This is a genomic window from Nonomuraea sp. NPDC049709 (genome assembly GCF_040674815.1).
Taxonomy (GTDB): domain Bacteria; phylum Actinomycetota; class Actinomycetes; order Streptosporangiales; family Streptosporangiaceae; genus Nonomuraea.
Window position 1 is genome coordinate 145,938 of the sequence record NZ_JBFANM010000016.1, and the last position, 17,779, is coordinate 163,716.

Consider the following 17,779-nt stretch of genomic DNA (forward strand, 5'->3'; position numbering starts at 1 on the left):
GGCGTCAGGCCTTGGCGCGCATGTGCTCCTGCGCCCATTCCTCGAAGCTGGTGAGCGGGATGCCGAGGTCTCTCGCGTACTGCGGGCGGCCCGGCTGGCCCGCCACGTTGAGCCACTCCCCCGAGGCCCCCATCGCCGGCATTCCGGCGGCGAGGGCCTCCTCCATGGTCATGTCCGGCGCGGACAGCCGCGTGCCGAGGGCGCGGGAGAGGACTTCGGCGATCTCCGTCATCGACAGGTAGTCGCTCGCCAGCTCCAGCTCGACCCCGTCGAACCGGTCCGGCGCGGCGATGGCCGCGGCGGCCGCCCTGCCGATGTCCTCCACCGCGACGAGGGACAGCCGGGTCCCGGGGTTCAGGACGCTCACCAGGCCGCCCTCGATGCCACGCGGGAACAGGTACGCCATGGACGGCAGGAAGTTCTCCATGAAGAAGCCCGGCTTGAGCAGCGTCCAATGGGGGAAACCGGCCGCGCGGAGCCGGTCCTGGATCGCGCTCTTGGCACCCATGGTGGGCTCCATCGACGCCCAGCGGCCTTCGGCCCAGCCGGGGGTCTCGGTGTGCCGGCCGGCGCCGGTGACGGAGGTGTGCACGAACTGCGGCACCCCGGCGGCCTTCGCGCCCTCGATGAGGTTGACGCCCTGGGTCACCTCCCCTTCGAAATCGAAGCCTTCGGCGGTCACCGCGGGCATCTGCACGGAGAAGACGGCGCGGGCGCCCTCGGCGGCCCGGATCACGGAGTCGCGGTCGTGAAGATCGCCGGTGACCAGCTCGGCACCGAGCGCCTCGACGGCCCTGGCCCGGTCGGTGGCCGGGTCGCGTACCAGCGCACGGACGGGAACGCCTGCCGCGCGCAGGGCGCGGGCGGTGGCTCCGCCCTGCCTGCCGGTGGCGCCGGTGACCAGGACGGGTGCGGAATCTGTGGGCATGGTGCTCCTCAGGTGCTCGTCGCATAAACGGCGGGGCCCGCCGTTTATGTTCCGGTACGATATGGTGGGGCCCGCCATTTAGCAACCTGGGAGATGACGCCATGCCCGACCGCCAGCGCGCGGACGCCCGGCGCAACTACGCGCGCATCCTCGCCGTGGCCGAGGAGGAGGTCGCCGCCCACGGCTCCGGCGCCTCCCTTGAGCAGATCGCCCGCACCGCGGGGGTCGGCTCGGCGACCGTGCGCCGGCACTTCCCCACCCGATACGCCCTGCTGGAGGCGGTCTCCCGGCACCGGATCGAGGCCCTGTGCGTCCGCGCCCACGACCTGACCGGCACGGGCGACAGCCGCACCGCGCTCCTGGATTGGCTGAGCGACGTCGTCGCCTACTGCGTCGCCGCCCGGGGGCTGGCGGCCGCGCTCTGCTACGACGCCGGATCCGACCCGGTGCACGAGAACGCCTGCTCGGCGGCGCTGGCGGAGGCGGCGGCCCCGCTGCTGCGCCGCGCCGCGCAGGACGGCGCGGTGACGGCAGGCGTCACCGTCGCCGACCTGATCACGCTGGCCGTCGGCATCGCCCTGGCCACGGAGCACCACCCCGACCCCGCCGCCCAGGCGGACCGGCTGTTCCGGCTGGCCGTGGCGGGGCTGAGCCCGCAGAGCTGAACCGTCACGCGACCGGCAGAGCCGATCGTGGACGTCGAGCCACCCCTTTCATGGAGTTGCGCCGGTCGCATGGAGTTGCGCCGGGCCTTGCCGCGCCTGTCCGCCGCGACGCAGCTGACGGCCGGGACCCGGCGTGGTCCCGCCTCCGACGACCTCTCCCTGATCAGCCGAAGCGCAGCGGGAGCGTCTCGGGGCCCTGGATCCCGAGTGGTCCCGGCCAGGACACCGGCCCCATGACGGACGGCGGGCCCAGCCGGTCGGTGAGGACGGTCAGCGCCTCACCGATCTCGACGCGGGCGAGGGCGGCGCCCAGGCAGTGGTGCGGGCCGGCGCCGAACTGCAGCGGGGGCATGTCCCTGACGGCGGTGATGTCGAACCGGTCGGCGATCTTGTACGCTCGCGGATCGCGCTGCGCGACCTTCACGCACATCGTGAGGTACGTCCCCTTCTCGATGCGCAGCCCCTGGTAGTCGAAGTCCTCGGCGGCGAACCGGTAGACGGTGGCCGACGAGGGCAGCCAGCGGATCACCTCTTCGACCGCCTGGGCCGCGAGCTCCGGCTGCCGCCCGAGCAGCGTCCACTGATCGGGATGCTCCGAGAAGGCGACCATGGCATTGGCGAGCTGGTGCCGGGTCGTGTCGTGGGCGGCGAACACGAGGGTGACCAGGAGGTTGCGCAGCTCGTCCCGGCTGACCTGGCTGTCATCGGCCTGGTGGGCCGCGATCAGGTCGGAGCCGAGGTCGTCGGTCGGCCGGGCGGTCTTCTCGTCGATGAGGTGGTCGGCGTAGTCGTTGAGGCCGTTGACCGCGTTCTCCACCCGGGCAATGACGTCGCCGCCCGTCGAGAGGCCGAAGACCAGGCCGAGGTCGGCGGTCCAGGTGCCGAAGCGGTCGTAGTCCTCGGGCCGTACGCCGAGCAGCCGGCACATGACCGCGAGCGGCAGCCGGATGCCGAACTCCGCGACGAAGTCGCACGTCCCGGCGCCGGCCAGGCGGTCGGTCAGCTGCTCGGACTGCTCCCGGATGAACGGCCGCAGCCGGGCCACCCGGCGGGCGGTGAACGCCTTGTTCATCAGGCCGCGAAGGCGGCGGTGGTCTTCCCCCTCGTGGTTGACGATCATCGGCACGAACCAGTCGTAGATCGGGCCGTCGAAGATGCCGTGCGTCTCCATGTAGCGCTTGCCGTCGTGGTCCAGCCTGCGGTCGCGCAGGAGGTCGTTGGCCTCTTCGTACCGGAGCACGAGCAGGCCGATGGGACTGTTCGCGTACCAGCTTTCCGCCTGTGCGGCGTAAACCTCCGGGGTATCGAAGTCGAAGGCCGGATTCAGGACGTCGAGGAACGGCACGTTATGGCCTGGGGATGTCGGCACGTCATCCTCCTCCTTGGGGGATTCTCACCTTTGTCCATGCGTGCCTCTCCACACTCTCCCGACATCACGGGCAGAAAAAGTTACGCTCTACTCACCCTTTGAATATTGGCCGGCCAATGGCCGCTTTTGGGTTTTGGATCGTTTGAAGCTCCGGTCTTCGTCGTCCAATAACGCTTGGTCGTCCGGTGGTCGCTCGCGGGCACACTTACGGCTCGACACAAATGGCCGCCACAGTTGCCCGCGGAGTTACTCAATAACGGCGACATTTACCGGGGATTCTCATAATCGGCGGGCGGGGACCCGCCGACGACCGTACCCAGGCCGCCGGGCGAGGCCGCTCCTCAGGAGGTGGCGGCTCGGTGGACGGCGGCGGCGAGCCGGTCGTGTTCCGGATAGGACCAGCCGAAGCCGAAGCGGTGCCGTGTGTAGCCGAAGGCGATGCCGGTGACCGGGTCGGCGAAGGCTTCGGAGCCGGCCGAACCGTCGTGGCCGAAGGCGTTCGCGCTGAGGAACGCATAGCGCAGGCCCTTGGCCTGGAAGCCGAGCGCGTAGTTGCCCTGGTCGCCGCGGACCAGATCGCCGCCGGTGGAGTGCAGTTGGGCGAATTCCGCGACGGTGTCCGGCTTGAGCAGCGGGGGCCGCCCGTCGATGCCCCAGACCGCCGCCGCGTACAGGGCCGCCAGGCCGCGCGCGCTGCCCACCCCGCCGGCCGACGCCTGGCCGTTCGCGCGAACGGCGCGGTCGTTGAGGAAAGCCGCCTGGTCCAGCGGCGGCGTGCTGTTGAGCCCGTACCCGATGCCGAGGATGCTGTGCGGGCCCGGCACGTTCGCCCAGAACGCGGCCTCCTGCTCCGGTGTGGCCGTCCACCACTCGATGGGACGGAACCGGCCCTCCTCGGCCTCGGGCAACCCCAGGTACAGGTCCAGCCCGTACGGCGTCCGGATGCGCTCGTCGTAGACCTGCTGCAGCGACCGGCCGGCCACCCGCCGGATCACCTCATTCACCAGCGCGAACGTGACGAACCCGCCATAGCCGTAAGCCGAACCGGGACGCCAGTACGGGCGCTGCCCGGCCACGCGACGCGCGATCACCGCATCGTCGGCGAGCTCGGCCGCCGACAGACCGCCGTCCACGCCGATGACGCCGGAGCGGTGGGTGAGCACGTCCCGCAGCGTGATCGTGCCCTTGCCCGCCGCGGCGAACTCCGGCCAGTGCCGGGCCACCGGCGCGTCGAGGTCGAGGATCCCCTCCTGCACCAGCAGCGCCGCCACCAGCGTCGCGGCGCCCTTGGTGGAGGAGTAGACGCCGGTCAGCGTGTCGCCGCTCATCTCGTCCCCGGCCCACAGATCCACCGCCTGCCGGCCGTGCGCGTAGGCGGCCAGCTGCGCGCCCGCCTGGCCGTCCTGCTCGGCCAGCACCTCGGCGAACACCTCGCGCACCTGCTCGAAGCCTTCTGCCACCGTTCCGTGAACTTCTGTCCCGCTCATCGTCAGCAACCTTTCGTGGGTGTCGGTCGCCGGCATGACGGATGGCGGCCGGTGAAGGTGACCGGTCGTCCGCGGTCACCTTTTCGTGGTTCGCCGCGTCAGCGGTATGACGTAGTCGATGGAGAGGAATGCGACCGTGACACCCCAGGACTTGCTGGCCGACCAGTTCGAGGGACACCGCCCCCATCTGAGGGCGGTCGCCTACCGCATGCTCGGCTCACTCACCGAGGCCGAGGACGCGGTCCAGGAGGCGTGGCTGCGGCTGGCGCGCTCGGACTCCGGTGACATCGGCAACCTCGGCGGCTGGCTGACCACCGTGGTCGGCCGGGTGTGCCTGGACATGCTCCGCACCCGCAAGGCCCGGCGCGAGGAGTCGCTGGAGGACCGCCTGCCGGATCCGGTGATCAACCAGGGGGACGTCACCGATCCGGAGCACGAAGTGTTGCTGGCCGACTCGGTGGGGCTGGCGCTGCTGGTGGTGCTGGAGTCGCTGACCCCGGCCGAACGGCTGGCGTTCGTGTTGCACGACCTGTTCGGCCTGCCGTTCGAGCAGATCGCGCCCATCGTGGACCGCACCCCGGCAACCGCCAAGAAGCTCGCCAGCCGCGCCCGCCAACGGGTCCGCGGCGCGGCCCCGAACCCCGACCTGGCCGATCAGCGCCGGGTGGTGGACGCGTTCCTGACCGCCGCGCGCGGCGGCGACTTCGACGCCCTGGTGTCCATCCTCGACCCCGACGTGGTGCTGCGCGCCGACGGCGGGGTGCTCACCGGCGGCCTGAAGGTCATCCGCGGCGTCGCGGCCGTGGCCGGACAACTCGCCACCTTCCAGCGCATGGCCACCAGCGCCACCACCCACCCGGCGCTCGTCAACGGCCTCGCCGGCCTGGTCAACACGATCGACGGCCGGCTGATCTCCGTCATGAGCTTCACCATCGCCGACGGCAGGATCGCCACGATCGACATCCTGTCCGACCCTGACCGGCTGGCCCGCCTCGACCGGGCCGGCATGGAGTCATGACCTCTCGCTCCAAGAATTGCCAAAGAATGATCTCCGCGGTGGCGCCTGATACCCGGCGGCGGAAAGGTGCGGCAAATGCTCTTCCCGCTTCCGACAGCGTTTCCGAATGATTGCCGACCGGTTGGCGAGCCCGTCAATGAAGCGGCCGGTTTTTCAGGTTTCATCGACCTCGCGTGTGAGATTATCGGTCCTATTCTGCTGGCAAATGTCCGCACACTGGAGGTATGAGTGCACGATATTGGCAGCATCGCAACGCCAGTAACCGGGCACTGGCCTGGGGCGTTCCCCTCCTGATCGTGGCCTGCGTGGGCGCGATCCTGGTCTACAAGAAAATCGTCCCGCAAGGGTTCAGTATGGGCGTTCTCATGTCGTTGATAGGTGGCGCGTGGCTGGTGGGCGAGCGGCTGGTGCCGATCCTGTCCTGGTGGCGTAGACGTGGGGCACCCGCGCCCGCGCCCACGTCCGCCGACATCGGCACCGCCAAGGACATTTTGGCCGGGCTGGTGGCCCAGCAGTGGTACGACGAGATGGCGCTGCGTTCGTTGTGCGATCCCGCCCCCATGCCGTTGCCCTGGCGCTCGACCGAGCGGCGCGAACTGGCCGACCATCCCGAGATCATCGCCCGGGGCACCGTGGCCTTCCCGGGGTTGGCCGTGCACATCGCGGACCTGGCCCGCAACTTCCGTGCCCTGCGCTGCCGCCGCCTGGTCATCCTCGGCGATCCGGGCACCGGCAAGACGACCCTGGCCGTGCAGCTGGTGCTCGAGCTGCTGCGCACCCGGCAACCGGACGAGCCCGTCCCCGTGCTGCTGTCGGCCGCCCGCTGGGACAACCGTACGCATCCACGGCTGCAGGACTGGCTGACCGCCAGCCTGGCCACGGACTATCCCGCGCTGCTGGCCGAGGGCCTGGGCCCGGACATCCCGGAGACGCTCGTGGCCCGCGGCGAGGTGCTGCCCGTCCTCGACGGCCTGGACGAGCTGCCCGACCACACCCGCGCGGACATGCTGACCGCGTTGAACCGATCGATGTGCGACAGGCATCAACTCATCCTCACCTGCCGTACGGCGCAGTTCGCCGCCGCGGTGGAGGAGATCGGGGACGTGCTCACGGCGGCGGCGGTCATCGAGCCGCAGCCCATGTCGCCTGCCGCGGCGGCCGGCTACCTGGAGGCGTGCCTTCCCCCGGTGCCCCGTCCCTCCTGGCCCCCGATCCTGGAGGCGCTGCGTACCGGCACTGCCCCAGCCCTGGCGGAAGTCGCCTCCACATCGCTGGGGCTGTGGCTGGTGCGCGCCACCTACATCTCTCCCGGCGTCGACCCGTCTCCGCTGCTGGAGCTCGGCCGCGGCAGCGCGGCCGACCTCCACGACCACCTCTGCGACCGGCTCATCCCCGCCCTGGTGAGCACGCGGCCACCGGCCGACGGCCCGGTCCAGCCCTTCCGCCCGCAGCACGCCTGGCCCCCGGAGCAGGTCGGCCGGTGGCTCACCTACCTGTCCCGCCAGCTCAGCCGCGATCCCGCCGACCCGCGTGACATGGCCTGGTGGCACCTGGCCCGCTACACCTCCAGCCGACCCGTTCGGGTGGGGGCCGGCATCGCGATCGGGATCCTGGCCGGGGTGGTCGTCTGGCTGCTGACCAAGGTGCCCCATGCCGGCGCGCTGATCGCCCCACTGATCGCGCTCTGCGTCGCCGTCCTGATCGGGTCCTGGTTCACCGAGCCGCCGGGCCAGGCCGACTTCCACGTGCGCGGCAGGCTCCGCGAACTGCTCGGCGTCGTGAGGAACGGGCTGGTCATCGCAGCCGTCGCCGCTCTGGTCAGCGTGCTGGCGACGCTCCTGCTGGAGCCTGATCTGACGGTCGCCTTGGCCGGCGCGTGGCAACCCGCTCTGCTGGCCGGTTTCGGATACTTCATCGTGCCCGGTGTGATCCGCTGGGTCGAGCGCCCCACCACCGACACGGCCGCCAGGTCCCCCCGCTCGACCTGGCGGGCCGACAGGAACCTGACCTTCATCCGGATCGTCTGCGGGCTCGGGCTCGGGCTCCTGGCCGGCATCATCGCGGGACTGGCACAACAGCCCTGGATCATGGTGATGGCGGGCGGGCTGGTGCTGGGCCTGCTGGTCGGGCTCATGCTCGGCAGGCACCACGCGTGGCTGGCCTACAAACTGACGGTCCCGCGGCTGGCCACCAAGGGCCGGCTGCCGCTGCGCGCCATGGACTTCCTCGAGGACGCCCACCGTCTCGGCCTGCTGCGTACCGAGGGGCCGTACTACCAGTTCCGGCACGTCGAACTGCAGAAGCACCTCGCACGCGGGCCGGAGCAGCCGTCGCGGCAGCCGTGAATCCCGCGGGAGTCGGCAGCGGGGCCCGGCTGCCGACCGTGCCACGGCAACGCGGTGCTGACAGACCAGCTCGATCAGCACCGGCATGAACCCCGATGCCGGGCGGGCGGCCGCGGTCGCGGTCAGGCGCCGATCATGTTGTAGCCGCCGTCGGCGTTGAGATAGACGCCGGTAATGTGGGCGGCGTCGTCGGTGGCCAGGAACAGTGCGGTGCCGGCCAGTTCGGCGGCGGCGGGGATGCGGCCCATCGGGGTGCGGGCGATCATCGCCTCGCGGCGGCCGGACTTCCAGTCGTGCCGGTTCAGCGTGGCCTCGGTCTCGATGAAACCGGGCGCGAACGTGTTGACCCGCACGGTCGGCGCGAAGGCGGCGGCGTAGGACTTGGTGATGCCGAGGATCGCGTACTTGGCGGCGGCGTACTGCGGGGCGCGGGGGTGCCGCGCACGATGACGGTGGACCCGATGGCGGCGATGTCGTCCACGATCAGGTGCAGGCCCTGCGCCTGGGACGTGACCGACGCGCCGAAGATGACCGACGCCGGTGAGCCGGGCGGGGTCACCCGCACCACCCGGAAGTCCCCGCCGGTGGCGAGGCCGGCATCCAGCCGCCAGCCCGGTGTAGAAGTCCTTGGCCCGGTCGACATCCGCGACCGGCACCACGACGACTTCGAGTTTCATGTCCATGATGTGCACCTGCTGCGTTATGACGGAATCGGACGCGCGGTGGCGGGCTCAGAGGCGGGAGACCTGGTAGTGGGCGATCCGCCAGCCCTCCGCCGTCCGCTTCACCAGCACGCCGAGATGGACGTTGACGGCGGGGCGGTCGGTGAAGGAGAAATCGACGGCCAGGTAACCGAGGACGAGGTCGTCGGCGAGGTCTCTGGTCTCGACGATGCGATACGCGGCCGTCAGCCCGGCCGGCTGGGAGTCGTAGTAGGCCGCTATGCCCGGCCTGCCGACGCTGTAGGGGTGGAGCCCTTGGAAGATCGCGTCCTCGGTGAACAGGTCCGCGACCCGTTGCGGTTCGTGGCCGTCGACGCCGGCCTGCCACCGATCGAGGACGTCCCGGAGGATTGCCTCCGTGCTGGTCATCGAGCTTCTCCTTTCGATGGGTCCGAGATCTCTGCTGTGCCGGGGCCGCGGTCAGTGGCCGGCGCTCACGCCACCGTCGACATGGAGGATCTCGCCGGTGACGAAGGGAGCCTTCTCCAGGAAGACGACCGCGTCCACGACGTCGCTCATCTCGCCCATGCGGCGTACGGGTTGCAGCGACGCCAGGGCCTCATGGCTCTCCTCGGGATGCATGGGGGTCTTGATGGAGCCCGGGGAGACGGCGTTGACGCGGACGCCACGGGTGGCGTACTCGATGGCGAGGGACTTGGTGGCCGATTGCAGACCGCCCTTGGTCAGCGAGGCCAGCACGGACGGGACCCGGGCGTCGGCGTTGTCGACCAGGCTCGTGGTGATGGTGACGACGTGGCCACCGCCCTGGCCGAGCATGCGTTCGACGGCGAGCTGGGTGATGTGGAAGAAGCCGTCGAGGTTCACCGCCCGCATGGCGGCGTAGTCGTTGAGGGTGTAGTCGGTGAACGGCTTGGCGACGAAAATGCCCGCGTTGTTGACCAGGGTGTCCACCCGGCCGAAGCGCTCGACGGCCGCGGCGATCGCCTCTTCGGCGGTGGCGCGGTCAGCGACGTCGCCCTGAATGGTGAGGACACCGGGGTCGTCGGAGGGTGAGATGGTGCGCGAGACGGCGACGACGGCGTAGCCCAGGTTGCGGTAGGCGTCGACGAGACCGGCGCCGATCCCCTTCGACGCGCCGGTGATGAGCGCGACCTTCTGCTGCTGCTGAATGCTCATGATGACCCTTCTCCTGGATGTCGAGAGCTTCGACTACCGGCTTACTAAACAACCGGTCGTCTATTAGTCAGGGCGAAGCCAGGCGGCGGGCACGGAGAAGTCAAAGGATGACAGCCCGTCAGCCGGGACCGGAATCCTGTCAAATGCTAGGCAAAGACTCCTACACCGGGTCAGCGAGGCTTTACCGGCACCGGCCGGCGCCGGTGCGGGTCGCCCCCGGGCAGCCAGGCGTCGGGGCCGTGGATCCCGAAGTCGCCGTCGGCGCGCAGTGCCTCGACGACGGCGAGGACCGAGTTGCGGTCTTCCCCGCGGCGCCACACCAGGGACCAGGTCCAGTAGATCTCCGGCGCGATGACGGGGCGGCGGACGAGATCCGGCGGGAGCGGGGCGGTCTGGCCCTTGGGCGAGTTGATGACCGGGCGGTGGCCGCGGCGCACGTGGTCGAAGAACGCCGGGCCGGTGATGCCGCCGTCAGAGATGCGTACCGCGCGGGCCCCCGTGTGCCGGGCGACTTCCTCGGCGTAGGCGTTCCAGGACGACCAGGAGGTGGTGTCGTCGTCGAGGAGGACAGCGGTCTCCCGGGCGGGAACCTCGCCGGTGTCATGGCCGGTGGCGACCGCGTAGAGGCGGTCGGCGCCGATGAGCTGGGCGCGCAGGCCGCGTCGCTCCAGGTCGTCGGCGCGCAGCCAGCAGACCGCGAGGTCCAGGCCGCCTTCGGCGACCCGGGCGGCCTGGGTGTGCGAGGGCGCGACCCAGGCGTCGACGTGGACCTGGGCCACCGCCGCGGTGCGGGCGGTCATGTCCGGCGGCAGCCAGTTGACGTAGCCGAGCCGGACCGGCTCCGATCCGGACAGCCGGCGGGCGTGGTGCCGGAGGTCGTCGGCGCGTTCCAGCAGGGCACGGGCCTCGGGAAGCAGCGCGGCACCGGCCGGGGTGAGGGACACCGAGCGGCGATCCCGGTCGAACAGGCGTACACCAAGGTCCCGTTCCAGCGCCTTGATCTGCTGGGACAGGGAAGGGCCGGCGATCAGCAGCCGACCGGCGGCGCGGCCGAAGTTCAGCTCTTCGGCGACCGCGACGAAGTACCGCAACTGACGCAGCTCCACACTCGCCATGCTACGGCGGTGAGAGCCTGCGCCTACCAATGCCGATGGCCGGCGGGCGTCAGAGGCCGGCGGCCACCTCACCAGGCGCGCGGGCGCCGAGCAGCGCCAGGCAGTTGGCCCACAGGGCGCCGAGCACCTGCGTGTCGTTGTAGAGCTTGGCGAGCAGCACCTGCCCCTCCAGCTGGGCCACCACCGACCGCGCGGCCTGCCAGGTGTCGGCCACGGTGACGTCCCCACGCAGGAAAGCCTCGGCGACGACCGCGTCGATCATCCCGACCTGCGCGTCGAAGATCTCCTGCAGCCGTACGCGGACGGCCTCGGTGTGGTTGCTCATCTCCAGCGTGAGGTTCCCGAACATGCAGCCCGAGATCGTGCCGCAGTCGCGCTGCCCGGCGAGCTGGGCGGCCTGCGTCACCTCGAACAGCCGGCGCAGACGCTGCAGCGGTTCGGCCTCACCGGCCAGCACCTCCTTCCAGGCCCGCTCCTGGCCGGCCCAGTGCTCGTCGATGACCGCCAGAGCGAGGGCCTCCTTGGACTCGAAGAAGTAGTAGAAGCTGCCCTTGGGCACGCCGGCCGCCTTGCAGATCTCGGCCACGCCCAGGGCGGAGTAACCGCGCAGTTCGATGAGCGCTCGCGCGGCACCGAGAATCTTGTCCCTGGCATCGCTGGTCCGTCCCATACTTTGCAGTGTACGACCGGTCGTCTACTCGCGGTCCGACAGGGGATGATGGCACGGCTCATACGGCATTCCCCCGGGAACACGGTGCGTCTCAGGTCACCAGGCCGCTGCGGTAGGCGTAGACCACCGCCTGCACGCGGTCACGCAGGTCGAGCTTGGTGAGGATGCGCGACACGTACGTCTTGACCGTTTCCTGGCTGATCACCAGCGTCGCGGCGATCTCGCTGTTGGACCGGCCGTCGGCGATGAGGCGCAGCACCTCCAGTTCGCGCGGCGTCAGCGCGACGTCGTCCGGAGTGTCGTGGGCGGGACGGATGCGCGCCGCGTACCTGCCGACGAGCTGCCGCGTCACCTCGGGGGCCAGTAGCGCGGCGCCCGTCGCGACGGTGCGGATGCCGTGCAGCAGCTGTGCCGGTGGGGCGTCCTTGAGCAGGAACCCGCTCGCGCCGGCCCGCAGCGCCTCGTACACGTACTCGTCCAGGTTGAACGTCGTCACCACGAGCACCTTGACCGGATCCGCCACTCCGGCGCCGGCCAGCAGGCGGGTGGCCTCGATGCCGTCGAGCACCGGCATCCGTACGTCCATCACCACGATGTCGGGGTCCAGCCGGCGGGCGAGGTCGACCGCGGCGCGGCCGTCGCCGCACTCGCCCACCACTTCCAGGTCGGGCTGGGCATCGATGATCGTCGCGAACCCGGTGCGGATCAGCGCCTGGTCGTCGCAGACCAGGACCCTGACCGGCGCGGTCACGACGGGCTCCCGGCGGGGACGCGGGCCCGTACGACGAAGCCGCCCCCCGCTTGCCGGTCGGCGCTGAACTCGCCGCCCAGGGCGTCGACCCGCTCGCGGAGCCCGGCCAGGCCCCGCCCGCTCCCGCCGGGAGAGCTGGTCTCCGAGCCGGAACCGTCGGTGCTGACCTCCACGGTGATCTCCTTCTCGCCATGGCGCACGCGGACCGCGGTGGGGCTGCCGTGGGCGTATTTGAGGGCGTTCGTCAGGGCTTCCTGCACGACCCTATAGGTCACGAACTCGGCGCTGCCGATCAGCTCCACCGGGCTGCCCTGCTCCGTGAACTCCACCGGCTGCCCGGCCTGGCGCGTCTGCTCGACGAGCGTGCGCAGGTCGCCGACGGACGGCGTCCTGGCGTCGGTGTCGTGGTCGGGGTTGAGCAGGTCGAGCAGGTGCCGCAGGTCGCTGATGGCCCGCCGGCCGGTGTCGGTGACGGCGCTCAACGTGGCGTCGAGGCGATCGGGGGCGGCGGTCAGGTAGCGTGCCGCCTCGGCCTGCACGACCATCGCCGTCACGTGATGGGTGACGACGTCGTGGAGCTCGCGGGCGATGCGGGTGCGCTCGGCGGCGCGGGTGGCCTCGGCGACGTGGCGGCGGCGTTCGGCCTCGGCGGCGCGGGCGGAGCGCAGCCAGGCCCCGATGCCCCACGCGAGGACCAGCGCCAGGTAGAACAGCGCGATGTCGGCCGGCCCCTCGTTCGAGCCGAGCCGGTGGAGCGCGAACATCAGCGGCAGGTACGCGGCGGAGAGGAGGGCCGCGGTGACGCGCCGGTGGCGTTCCAGATGGGCGCCCGCGCTGATGAGCGCGATGGGCAGCGCGGTGCCCGCCGGCGCGTGATAGGCGAGGAGCTGGTCGAGGGCGAAGCCGAGCGACACCAGGACCAGACCGGCGGCCGGCCACCGCCGGCGCACGGTCAGCGGGAGGCACTCGAGCGCGACCACCACGACGGCCAGCGCGTCGTAGGGGCGGGTCGGCAGATCGCTGATCTGCGTCCCGTTGCCTTGGAATCCCGGCAGGAGTGACAGGACGGTCAGCAGCAGCGCTAAAGGGAAATCCCGTACCGTGACGTCACACCGCCGCCACAGGTCTTGGGCTCGACGGAGATCGATCATCGGGCGAGCCTAGCGGTCCCGGCCGCACCGGCGGGCGTCATCATCCTGACGCTACGGAGGGGCGATGGGCCGGACAAGCCGGCCGCCGTCGCCGGGTTTGCTCGTACGACCGGCTCGGCGGGGGCGCGAGCGCGGACGACCAGCCGGAGGGCCCGCAGGACTTCTCCAGCACCGACCGTACGGTGTCCTCGCGCGGTGGTCACGCCGTCAGCCGCGCTCGGCGTAGGCGGGGTGAGACGCGGCCGTTCAGCGCCGCGCCTCCCCCGCCCCATCCCCTACCGAAGTGCCGAGGCCGCCACGGGCTCGTCCTCGAACGACGGCGGTCAGACCGCCCGGGCGATGCAGATGCGTGCGCTCAGTCGCGGCCCTGCCTCGTAGAACATGTACTCCACACCGTCCTGGGTGCCGAACGACGGCGCCGCCACCCTGCCGTTGTCCGAGGGGATCGGGGAGTGGAAGACTCCGAGGTGGGTCTCCCTGTCGAACGCGTTGCCGACCTCGGTGATCCGCATCCTGCCGTCGTTGCCGTGATAGGCCACATAGGTGGTTCCGTTGCGCTTGACGAGGGTGGGGCCGGAGATATCGGTCACGCCGTCGGGTTCGGGATTCACCAGCGGGGTCGCGCTGAACTGCCAGCCGTCCCAGCCGTTGGGCGACCAGCCGTAGAAGAGGCGACGGCCGTTGCGCACCCCCATGAAGATCATCACGTACTTGTTGTTCCGGCCGGGCAGCTGATGTTCGAAGACCCGCGCGTAGGAGGTCTCGGAGGTGCCGGGCACCAGGCGGGTGCTCAGGATCGGGGTCTCGTCGGTGAAGGTGATGCCGTCGGTGGAGCGGGCCACGCGCGTGGTGAAGTTCTCGCCGTGGAAGTAGCAGAAGAACTGCCGGGTGGCGGCGTCCCAGGTCACGTGTGGTGAGGACACGTGGGAGACCGTGGTGGTCGGCAGGCGGTTGTCGATGAGCGGGTTGCCCGAGTAGTCGTCGAAGGGGCCTGCCAGGGAGTTGGCGAAGGCCACGCAGATGCCGCCGGGATTCTCGTGCGGGGCGTAGTAGAGGTAGTAGCGGGCTCGGGGACTGCTGAGCTTGTCGTACACGCCCCTGATGCAGGGGAAGATGAACTCCCCCGTCGGGTTGTGGCTGAGCGGCAGGGCCAGCGCGTCGCGCAGGTACCGGTAGGTCGGCATCTCGGCCGGGCCCGCCGCCGCGTTCGCGGCCGATCCGAGTCCCAGGCCCGCGGCTACGCCCGCGGCCCCGCCCAGCAAGAGGGTTCGGCGTCGGATCAATGGGTGGGGGGTGTCCACTTCGACTCCTTCACGCTGCGTCGTGGTACGGAATCACACGCTCGCCCCAACGGAATGCCGCGTCAATAAGCTAATACGAATTACCTAGGAAAAATCGGTTTGTGACAGCACCGGGTGCCGTGGGGAAGATCATGGGAGAACACGGACAGTGACTGATTCGGGCCGACGTCCCCGACGGGCAGCACGGGCGGAGCCCGCGCTCAAAGCCAGTGCCAGGTGATCTGCGCTCGCTCGGCGGCGTCGGCCAGCCACTGATCGAAGGCGGCATGTCCGGCCGCCTCCAGTGTTTCCGCGTCCGCCATGGCCTCCTGGCGCTTGGTGATCAAGCCCGTCAGGAAGCGTCCTTCGTGGGGAACCGGTCCGGCACCGCCTCCGGCCGCGTCTCGCGGAGGGGGGCGGGCAGGTCGCCGGACCAGGTGCGGGCCTTGGTCAGTTGAAGTTCCCAGCGGTCCGCGAGTGAGCCGCTGAGTGAGCACTGCAGTTGGGCGACGTCGATCGGCTCCTCCGACAGCACCCAGGCCGCCCATACCCTCGCGAACTGGTCACGATGACGGGCCAGATGTCCGGGGCCGAGCTCCGCGCGCATCCGGGCCCGGAACGTGTGATCCCTCGCGGTCGCGGCCATGTGGTCATGGAACGCCTCGGCGCTCAGGCCCATCCGGTCCAGCCACGCCTTCATCGCGTCCCGGCTGGTCAGGCCGCGCCGCTTGCGGAAGGTGTCCGCGGCCGCCTGGATGTCGGCCAGGCTGACCTGCTCCTTGGCGGCGGCGTTGCGCAGGAGGCAGAACCGCACCAACTCCTCCTGCGGCGACAGCCCGGGGCGGGTGAGCGAACGGAGCATGAGCATCGCCTCGGAGACCGAGAGGGGTGTCCCGTCCACGGTCAGCAGGCGGCCGGCGGCCCAGTGGGTCGCATGATCGACGAGTCAGTACGCCCCGTCGTCCACCTGGACGCCGAGCATGATGGTCGCGCCCGGCGGGTCGTCGATCAGCAGGTCGTAATCGACGAGCGGCGACCCGGGACGCGGGCTGGCCACGAGCTGGACGGCGAACGAAGGATGCGCCGTGGCCCAGGCGTCGGCGCTGCGGTGTGCCTCCGCCACCGCAGAACGCCGCCGGGTCAGCCCGCGGAGCAGGTTCACGCCGCTTTCCAGGGCAGGGCCGAGGGAGGAGTGAGTCATCGCGGGTCCGTTTCTTCGGCCGTGAGCCAGTCGGCGATGGCGGTGCTGATGGGCAGGCCGGTCAGGTCCTCGATCCAGCCCCATTGACCGTTGGGGTTGATCTCCAGGAACACGTACTCCCCGCCGGGAGTCAGGATGAGGTCGATCGCCCCGAACGACACGCCGAGCGCCGCGACCAGTTCCACGCACCGGCGGGCTGTGTCATCGGGCAGGTGGTGCACGCTGTGCCGGGCGCGGTCGTGCGCGGGGCGAGCGGCACGGAAGTCGTGCAGATCGCGTTCACCGCTCCCGGCGTGGAACCCGAAGAGAACGACTGGCACGACGCCGAGTGGAATCCCGCATTCGTGACAGCGCACGGCGCCGACGCTCGCATCCTGTTCGGCCCAGGCGGCACGACTTCACGGTCCGAGGGGACCTATCAGGCGTGGGTCCGTGTGATCGCGCCGCCTCAGCAACCGGTGCTGCCCGCTGGGTTGATCTACGTCGTCCAGCTCGCATCGATCAAATCGCGCACCAGGGATAGTAGGGGGAGGGGGTCGGCGGCCAGACGCATTCCTCAGTCGTGAATCCCCGCTTGAAGTAGAGACTCGGTGACCCGGACCAGGACTTGGGAATGCCGAAGGCGACGAGGGCTGCCGTCTGTCGCACGTCCTCTTCGTAGTACGACTTGCCCACCCAGGTTGCCCGCCAGTCAGGCACCCCCGGGTTTGGACTCTCCGACGGGACGATCTTGTCGCAGCTGGTGATCATCCAGGACGTCGAGAACGGGCCCACGGAGAGGCCGATGGGGATAGATCCACAGGGATTGAAATCCAGAGTCGCCTTGGGATCCCAGTCATTCCACACAACTAGCGGGGTGCTGGAGAAGGGCTCCGCGGCCACATAACACGAGTTGACCTGATCGAAGGCGTGACCCGCCAGCGCATGGCATGACGCGTACATGCGGAAGCCGTAGTTCCTGTGCGTTGCCTCCGCGTAGTCCATATGGGACCACTGCCCGCAAGCTCTCATCCAGCCGATACGTTCCGCGTCCGTCCATTCGTAGCAAGTGGGTTGTTGCCAGGCCACCTCCTGCTGGATCGTCGCGTCGCCGTCCGTGGGTGCAGCCGAAGCCGGCATGGTCTCGACCGTGGTCATGCTCGACGTCGTCGAACCGTCGGATCGTGCCTCGGCCTCAGTGGTGACGGGGCGGGTCCCCTTGGGTTGGATGACACATTCGTCGCCGTGCGCCTGCACCTCGTAGGCGCGGGCCTTGACGTCGAGGTTCCAATCTTTCTTGATGCCTTCCACGAAATCGCGGATGGCGGCGTCCTCGTCACCGATGTGATCGCACGCGGACGGCAATGTGCGCGAGGCCGTCGCAGATCCGACAGGCGCCAGGGCGGCGACCAGCGTGACTACGGCGGATAACGCCACCGTGGAGAGCAACTTTCTCATGAAGCCCCTTCCCGACATCTCCTGCATGTGCTGTTCCTCACGCTGTACCAGCGAAGGCGTTATCAACAGGCCAATAACCGGACATTCGGCGGACTTCGTGAGCGTCTGCTGTTCGCCGCGCAGAGCTGAGTGGCGACAAGGAATCAGCGCCCCATTCCCGCAAGCTACTAAGGAGTCCATATGGATCGGCCAATGACTGGACGTATCGTCCGCTACAGTACGTAGTCCTCCATGAAACGCTGGTACTTCCACAGGGCCAGCTCCTCGTAGGTCAGCCCCGCCGGAGGGGTGACCTTGAGGTCTTCGACGTTGAGGTTCTCCGCCAGGCGCATGAGCGCGCGGCGCACCGACGACGTCCGCGTCGAGTGGTCGTCGTCGAACGTCTTCGGCACGGGGACCGGGTCGGAGTGGAGCCCAGCATGGCGCGGATGCGGCTCCCAGGGGCGGTGGGCGCCTCGTGATAGATCAGCACGCACCACGGGTCGTCACCCTCCAAGGACTCC

At 70.0% G+C, this 17,779-nt stretch carries 21 protein-coding genes; 4 read left to right on the forward strand and 17 right to left on the reverse strand.

The window, feature by feature from the left end:
• Positions 1-4: 4 nt before the first annotated feature.
• Complete coding sequence (locus AB0J69_RS18345; protein WP_364118274.1) at positions 5-928, reverse strand: NmrA family NAD(P)-binding protein; 924 nt, start codon at positions 926-928, stop codon at positions 5-7.
• 101 nt (positions 929-1,029) lie between these two features.
• Between AB0J69_RS18345 and AB0J69_RS18350 the strand changes: the two genes are divergently transcribed.
• Positions 1,030-1,593: a helix-turn-helix domain-containing protein gene (locus AB0J69_RS18350; RefSeq protein WP_364118276.1), complete on the forward strand. Its 564-nt coding sequence runs from the start codon at positions 1,030-1,032 to the stop codon at positions 1,591-1,593.
• 163 nt (positions 1,594-1,756) lie between these two features.
• Here the strand turns inward: AB0J69_RS18350 and AB0J69_RS18355 are convergent, their stop codons facing one another.
• Positions 1,757-2,962 (reverse strand): cytochrome P450, encoded by a 1,206-nt coding sequence (locus AB0J69_RS18355; protein WP_364118278.1) that lies wholly within the window; start codon positions 2,960-2,962, stop codon positions 1,757-1,759.
• A 341-nt stretch (positions 2,963-3,303) separates the two neighbouring features.
• Complete coding sequence (locus tag AB0J69_RS18360) at positions 3,304-4,449, reverse strand: serine hydrolase domain-containing protein (RefSeq protein ID WP_364118280.1); 1,146 nt, start codon at positions 4,447-4,449, stop codon at positions 3,304-3,306.
• Between the two features lie 136 nt (positions 4,450-4,585).
• Between AB0J69_RS18360 and sigJ the strand changes: the two genes are divergently transcribed.
• The 3 genes from sigJ (at position 4,586) to AB0J69_RS18375 (ending at position 7,812) form a co-directional block, all read left to right on the forward strand.
• The gene (gene sigJ / locus AB0J69_RS18365) at positions 4,586-5,467 is read left to right on the forward strand and encodes an RNA polymerase sigma factor SigJ (RefSeq protein ID WP_364118282.1); all 882 of its coding nucleotides are present in this window, start codon (positions 4,586-4,588) and stop codon (positions 5,465-5,467) included.
• A 75-nt stretch (positions 5,468-5,542) separates the two neighbouring features.
• Positions 5,543-5,695 (forward strand): hypothetical protein, encoded by a 153-nt coding sequence (locus AB0J69_RS18370; RefSeq protein WP_364118284.1) that lies wholly within the window; start codon positions 5,543-5,545, stop codon positions 5,693-5,695.
• Positions 5,692-7,812 carry an NACHT domain-containing protein gene (locus AB0J69_RS18375; protein WP_364118286.1) on the forward strand — a complete coding sequence of 707 codons (2,121 nt, stop codon included), beginning with the start codon at positions 5,692-5,694 and terminating at the stop codon, positions 7,810-7,812. Before AB0J69_RS18370 ends, AB0J69_RS18375 begins: the two co-directional genes overlap by 4 nt.
• A 122-nt stretch (positions 7,813-7,934) precedes the next feature.
• On the opposite strand, the gene AB0J69_RS18380 is transcribed toward AB0J69_RS18375, so the two are convergent.
• The 14 genes from AB0J69_RS18380 to AB0J69_RS18445 all read right to left on the reverse strand — a co-directional run bounded on the left by AB0J69_RS18380 (position 7,935) and on the right by AB0J69_RS18445 (position 17,668).
• Positions 7,935-8,495: an SDR family oxidoreductase gene (locus AB0J69_RS18380; RefSeq protein WP_364118288.1), complete on the reverse strand. Its 561-nt coding sequence runs from the start codon at positions 8,493-8,495 to the stop codon at positions 7,935-7,937.
• A gap of 48 nt (positions 8,496-8,543) precedes the next feature.
• Positions 8,544-8,903 carry an SgcJ/EcaC family oxidoreductase gene (locus AB0J69_RS18385; RefSeq protein ID WP_364118290.1) on the reverse strand — a complete coding sequence of 120 codons (360 nt, stop codon included), beginning with the start codon at positions 8,901-8,903 and terminating at the stop codon, positions 8,544-8,546.
• Between the two features lie 51 nt (positions 8,904-8,954).
• Positions 8,955-9,671 carry an SDR family oxidoreductase gene (locus AB0J69_RS18390; RefSeq protein ID WP_364118292.1) on the reverse strand — a complete coding sequence of 239 codons (717 nt, stop codon included), beginning with the start codon at positions 9,669-9,671 and terminating at the stop codon, positions 8,955-8,957.
• Positions 9,672-9,841: 170 nt separating this feature from the next.
• The gene (locus AB0J69_RS18395) at positions 9,842-10,777 is read right to left on the reverse strand and encodes a LysR family transcriptional regulator (RefSeq protein WP_364118294.1); all 936 of its coding nucleotides are present in this window, start codon (positions 10,775-10,777) and stop codon (positions 9,842-9,844) included.
• Positions 10,778-10,835: 58 nt separating this feature from the next.
• On the reverse strand, positions 10,836-11,456 hold the full coding sequence (locus AB0J69_RS18400) for a TetR/AcrR family transcriptional regulator (protein ID WP_364118296.1): 621 nt from the start codon (positions 11,454-11,456) through the stop codon (positions 10,836-10,838).
• 91 nt (positions 11,457-11,547) lie between these two features.
• Positions 11,548-12,207 carry a response regulator transcription factor gene (locus AB0J69_RS18405; protein WP_364118298.1) on the reverse strand — a complete coding sequence of 220 codons (660 nt, stop codon included), beginning with the start codon at positions 12,205-12,207 and terminating at the stop codon, positions 11,548-11,550.
• Positions 12,204-13,358: a histidine kinase gene (locus AB0J69_RS18410; RefSeq protein ID WP_364118299.1), complete on the reverse strand. Its 1,155-nt coding sequence runs from the start codon at positions 13,356-13,358 to the stop codon at positions 12,204-12,206. The genes AB0J69_RS18405 and AB0J69_RS18410 overlap by 4 nt, the downstream gene beginning before the upstream one ends.
• A gap of 323 nt (positions 13,359-13,681) precedes the next feature.
• Positions 13,682-14,641: a hypothetical protein gene (locus tag AB0J69_RS18415; protein WP_364118301.1), complete on the reverse strand. Its 960-nt coding sequence runs from the start codon at positions 14,639-14,641 to the stop codon at positions 13,682-13,684.
• A 218-nt stretch (positions 14,642-14,859) separates the two neighbouring features.
• Positions 14,860-14,985 carry a hypothetical protein gene (locus tag AB0J69_RS18420; RefSeq protein ID WP_364118302.1) on the reverse strand — a complete coding sequence of 42 codons (126 nt, stop codon included), beginning with the start codon at positions 14,983-14,985 and terminating at the stop codon, positions 14,860-14,862.
• Positions 14,986-14,990: 5 nt separating this feature from the next.
• Complete coding sequence (locus AB0J69_RS18425; RefSeq protein ID WP_364118304.1) at positions 14,991-15,539, reverse strand: hypothetical protein; 549 nt, start codon at positions 15,537-15,539, stop codon at positions 14,991-14,993.
• A 45-nt stretch (positions 15,540-15,584) separates the two neighbouring features.
• A complete protein-coding gene (locus AB0J69_RS18430; RefSeq protein ID WP_364118306.1) occupies positions 15,585-15,839 on the reverse strand; it encodes a hypothetical protein in 255 nt (84 codons plus the stop codon).
• Positions 15,836-16,159 carry a hypothetical protein gene (locus AB0J69_RS18435; protein ID WP_364118308.1) on the reverse strand — a complete coding sequence of 108 codons (324 nt, stop codon included), beginning with the start codon at positions 16,157-16,159 and terminating at the stop codon, positions 15,836-15,838. Before AB0J69_RS18435 ends, AB0J69_RS18430 begins: the two co-directional genes overlap by 4 nt.
• A 181-nt stretch (positions 16,160-16,340) precedes the next feature.
• On the reverse strand, positions 16,341-17,303 hold the full coding sequence (locus AB0J69_RS18440) for a hypothetical protein (RefSeq protein WP_364118310.1): 963 nt from the start codon (positions 17,301-17,303) through the stop codon (positions 16,341-16,343).
• Between the two features lie 185 nt (positions 17,304-17,488).
• Complete coding sequence (locus tag AB0J69_RS18445; RefSeq protein ID WP_364118312.1) at positions 17,489-17,668, reverse strand: hypothetical protein; 180 nt, start codon at positions 17,666-17,668, stop codon at positions 17,489-17,491.
• Positions 17,669-17,779 lie beyond the last annotated feature (111 nt).

Excerpts from the sequence above, each read along its gene's own strand:
- AB0J69_RS18385 (WP_364118290.1), bottom strand. The coding sequence starts at position 8,903 with ATGACCAGCACGGAGGCAATCCTCCGGGACGTCCTCGATCGGTGGCAG.
- AB0J69_RS18370 (WP_364118284.1), top strand. The coding sequence starts at position 5,543 with ATGCTCTTCCCGCTTCCGACAGCGTTTCCGAATGATTGCCGACCGGTT.
- AB0J69_RS18375 (WP_364118286.1), top strand. The coding sequence starts at position 5,692 with ATGAGTGCACGATATTGGCAGCATCGCAACGCCAGTAACCGGGCACTG.
- AB0J69_RS18345 (WP_364118274.1), bottom strand. The coding sequence starts at position 928 with ATGCCCACAGATTCCGCACCCGTCCTGGTCACCGGCGCCACCGGCAGG.
- AB0J69_RS18400 (WP_364118296.1), bottom strand. The coding sequence starts at position 11,456 with ATGGGACGGACCAGCGATGCCAGGGACAAGATTCTCGGTGCCGCGCGA.
- AB0J69_RS18350 (WP_364118276.1), top strand. The coding sequence starts at position 1,030 with ATGCCCGACCGCCAGCGCGCGGACGCCCGGCGCAACTACGCGCGCATC.
- AB0J69_RS18430 (WP_364118306.1), bottom strand. The coding sequence starts at position 15,839 with ATGACTCACTCCTCCCTCGGCCCTGCCCTGGAAAGCGGCGTGAACCTG.
- AB0J69_RS18360 (WP_364118280.1), bottom strand. The coding sequence starts at position 4,449 with ATGAGCGGGACAGAAGTTCACGGAACGGTGGCAGAAGGCTTCGAGCAG.
- AB0J69_RS18440 (WP_364118310.1), bottom strand. The coding sequence starts at position 17,303 with ATGCAGGAGATGTCGGGAAGGGGCTTCATGAGAAAGTTGCTCTCCACG.
- AB0J69_RS18390 (WP_364118292.1), bottom strand. The coding sequence starts at position 9,671 with ATGAGCATTCAGCAGCAGCAGAAGGTCGCGCTCATCACCGGCGCGTCG.
- AB0J69_RS18410 (WP_364118299.1), bottom strand. The coding sequence starts at position 13,358 with ATGATCGATCTCCGTCGAGCCCAAGACCTGTGGCGGCGGTGTGACGTC.
- AB0J69_RS18380 (WP_364118288.1), bottom strand. The coding sequence starts at position 8,495 with ATGGACATGAAACTCGAAGTCGTCGTGGTGCCGGTCGCGGATGTCGAC.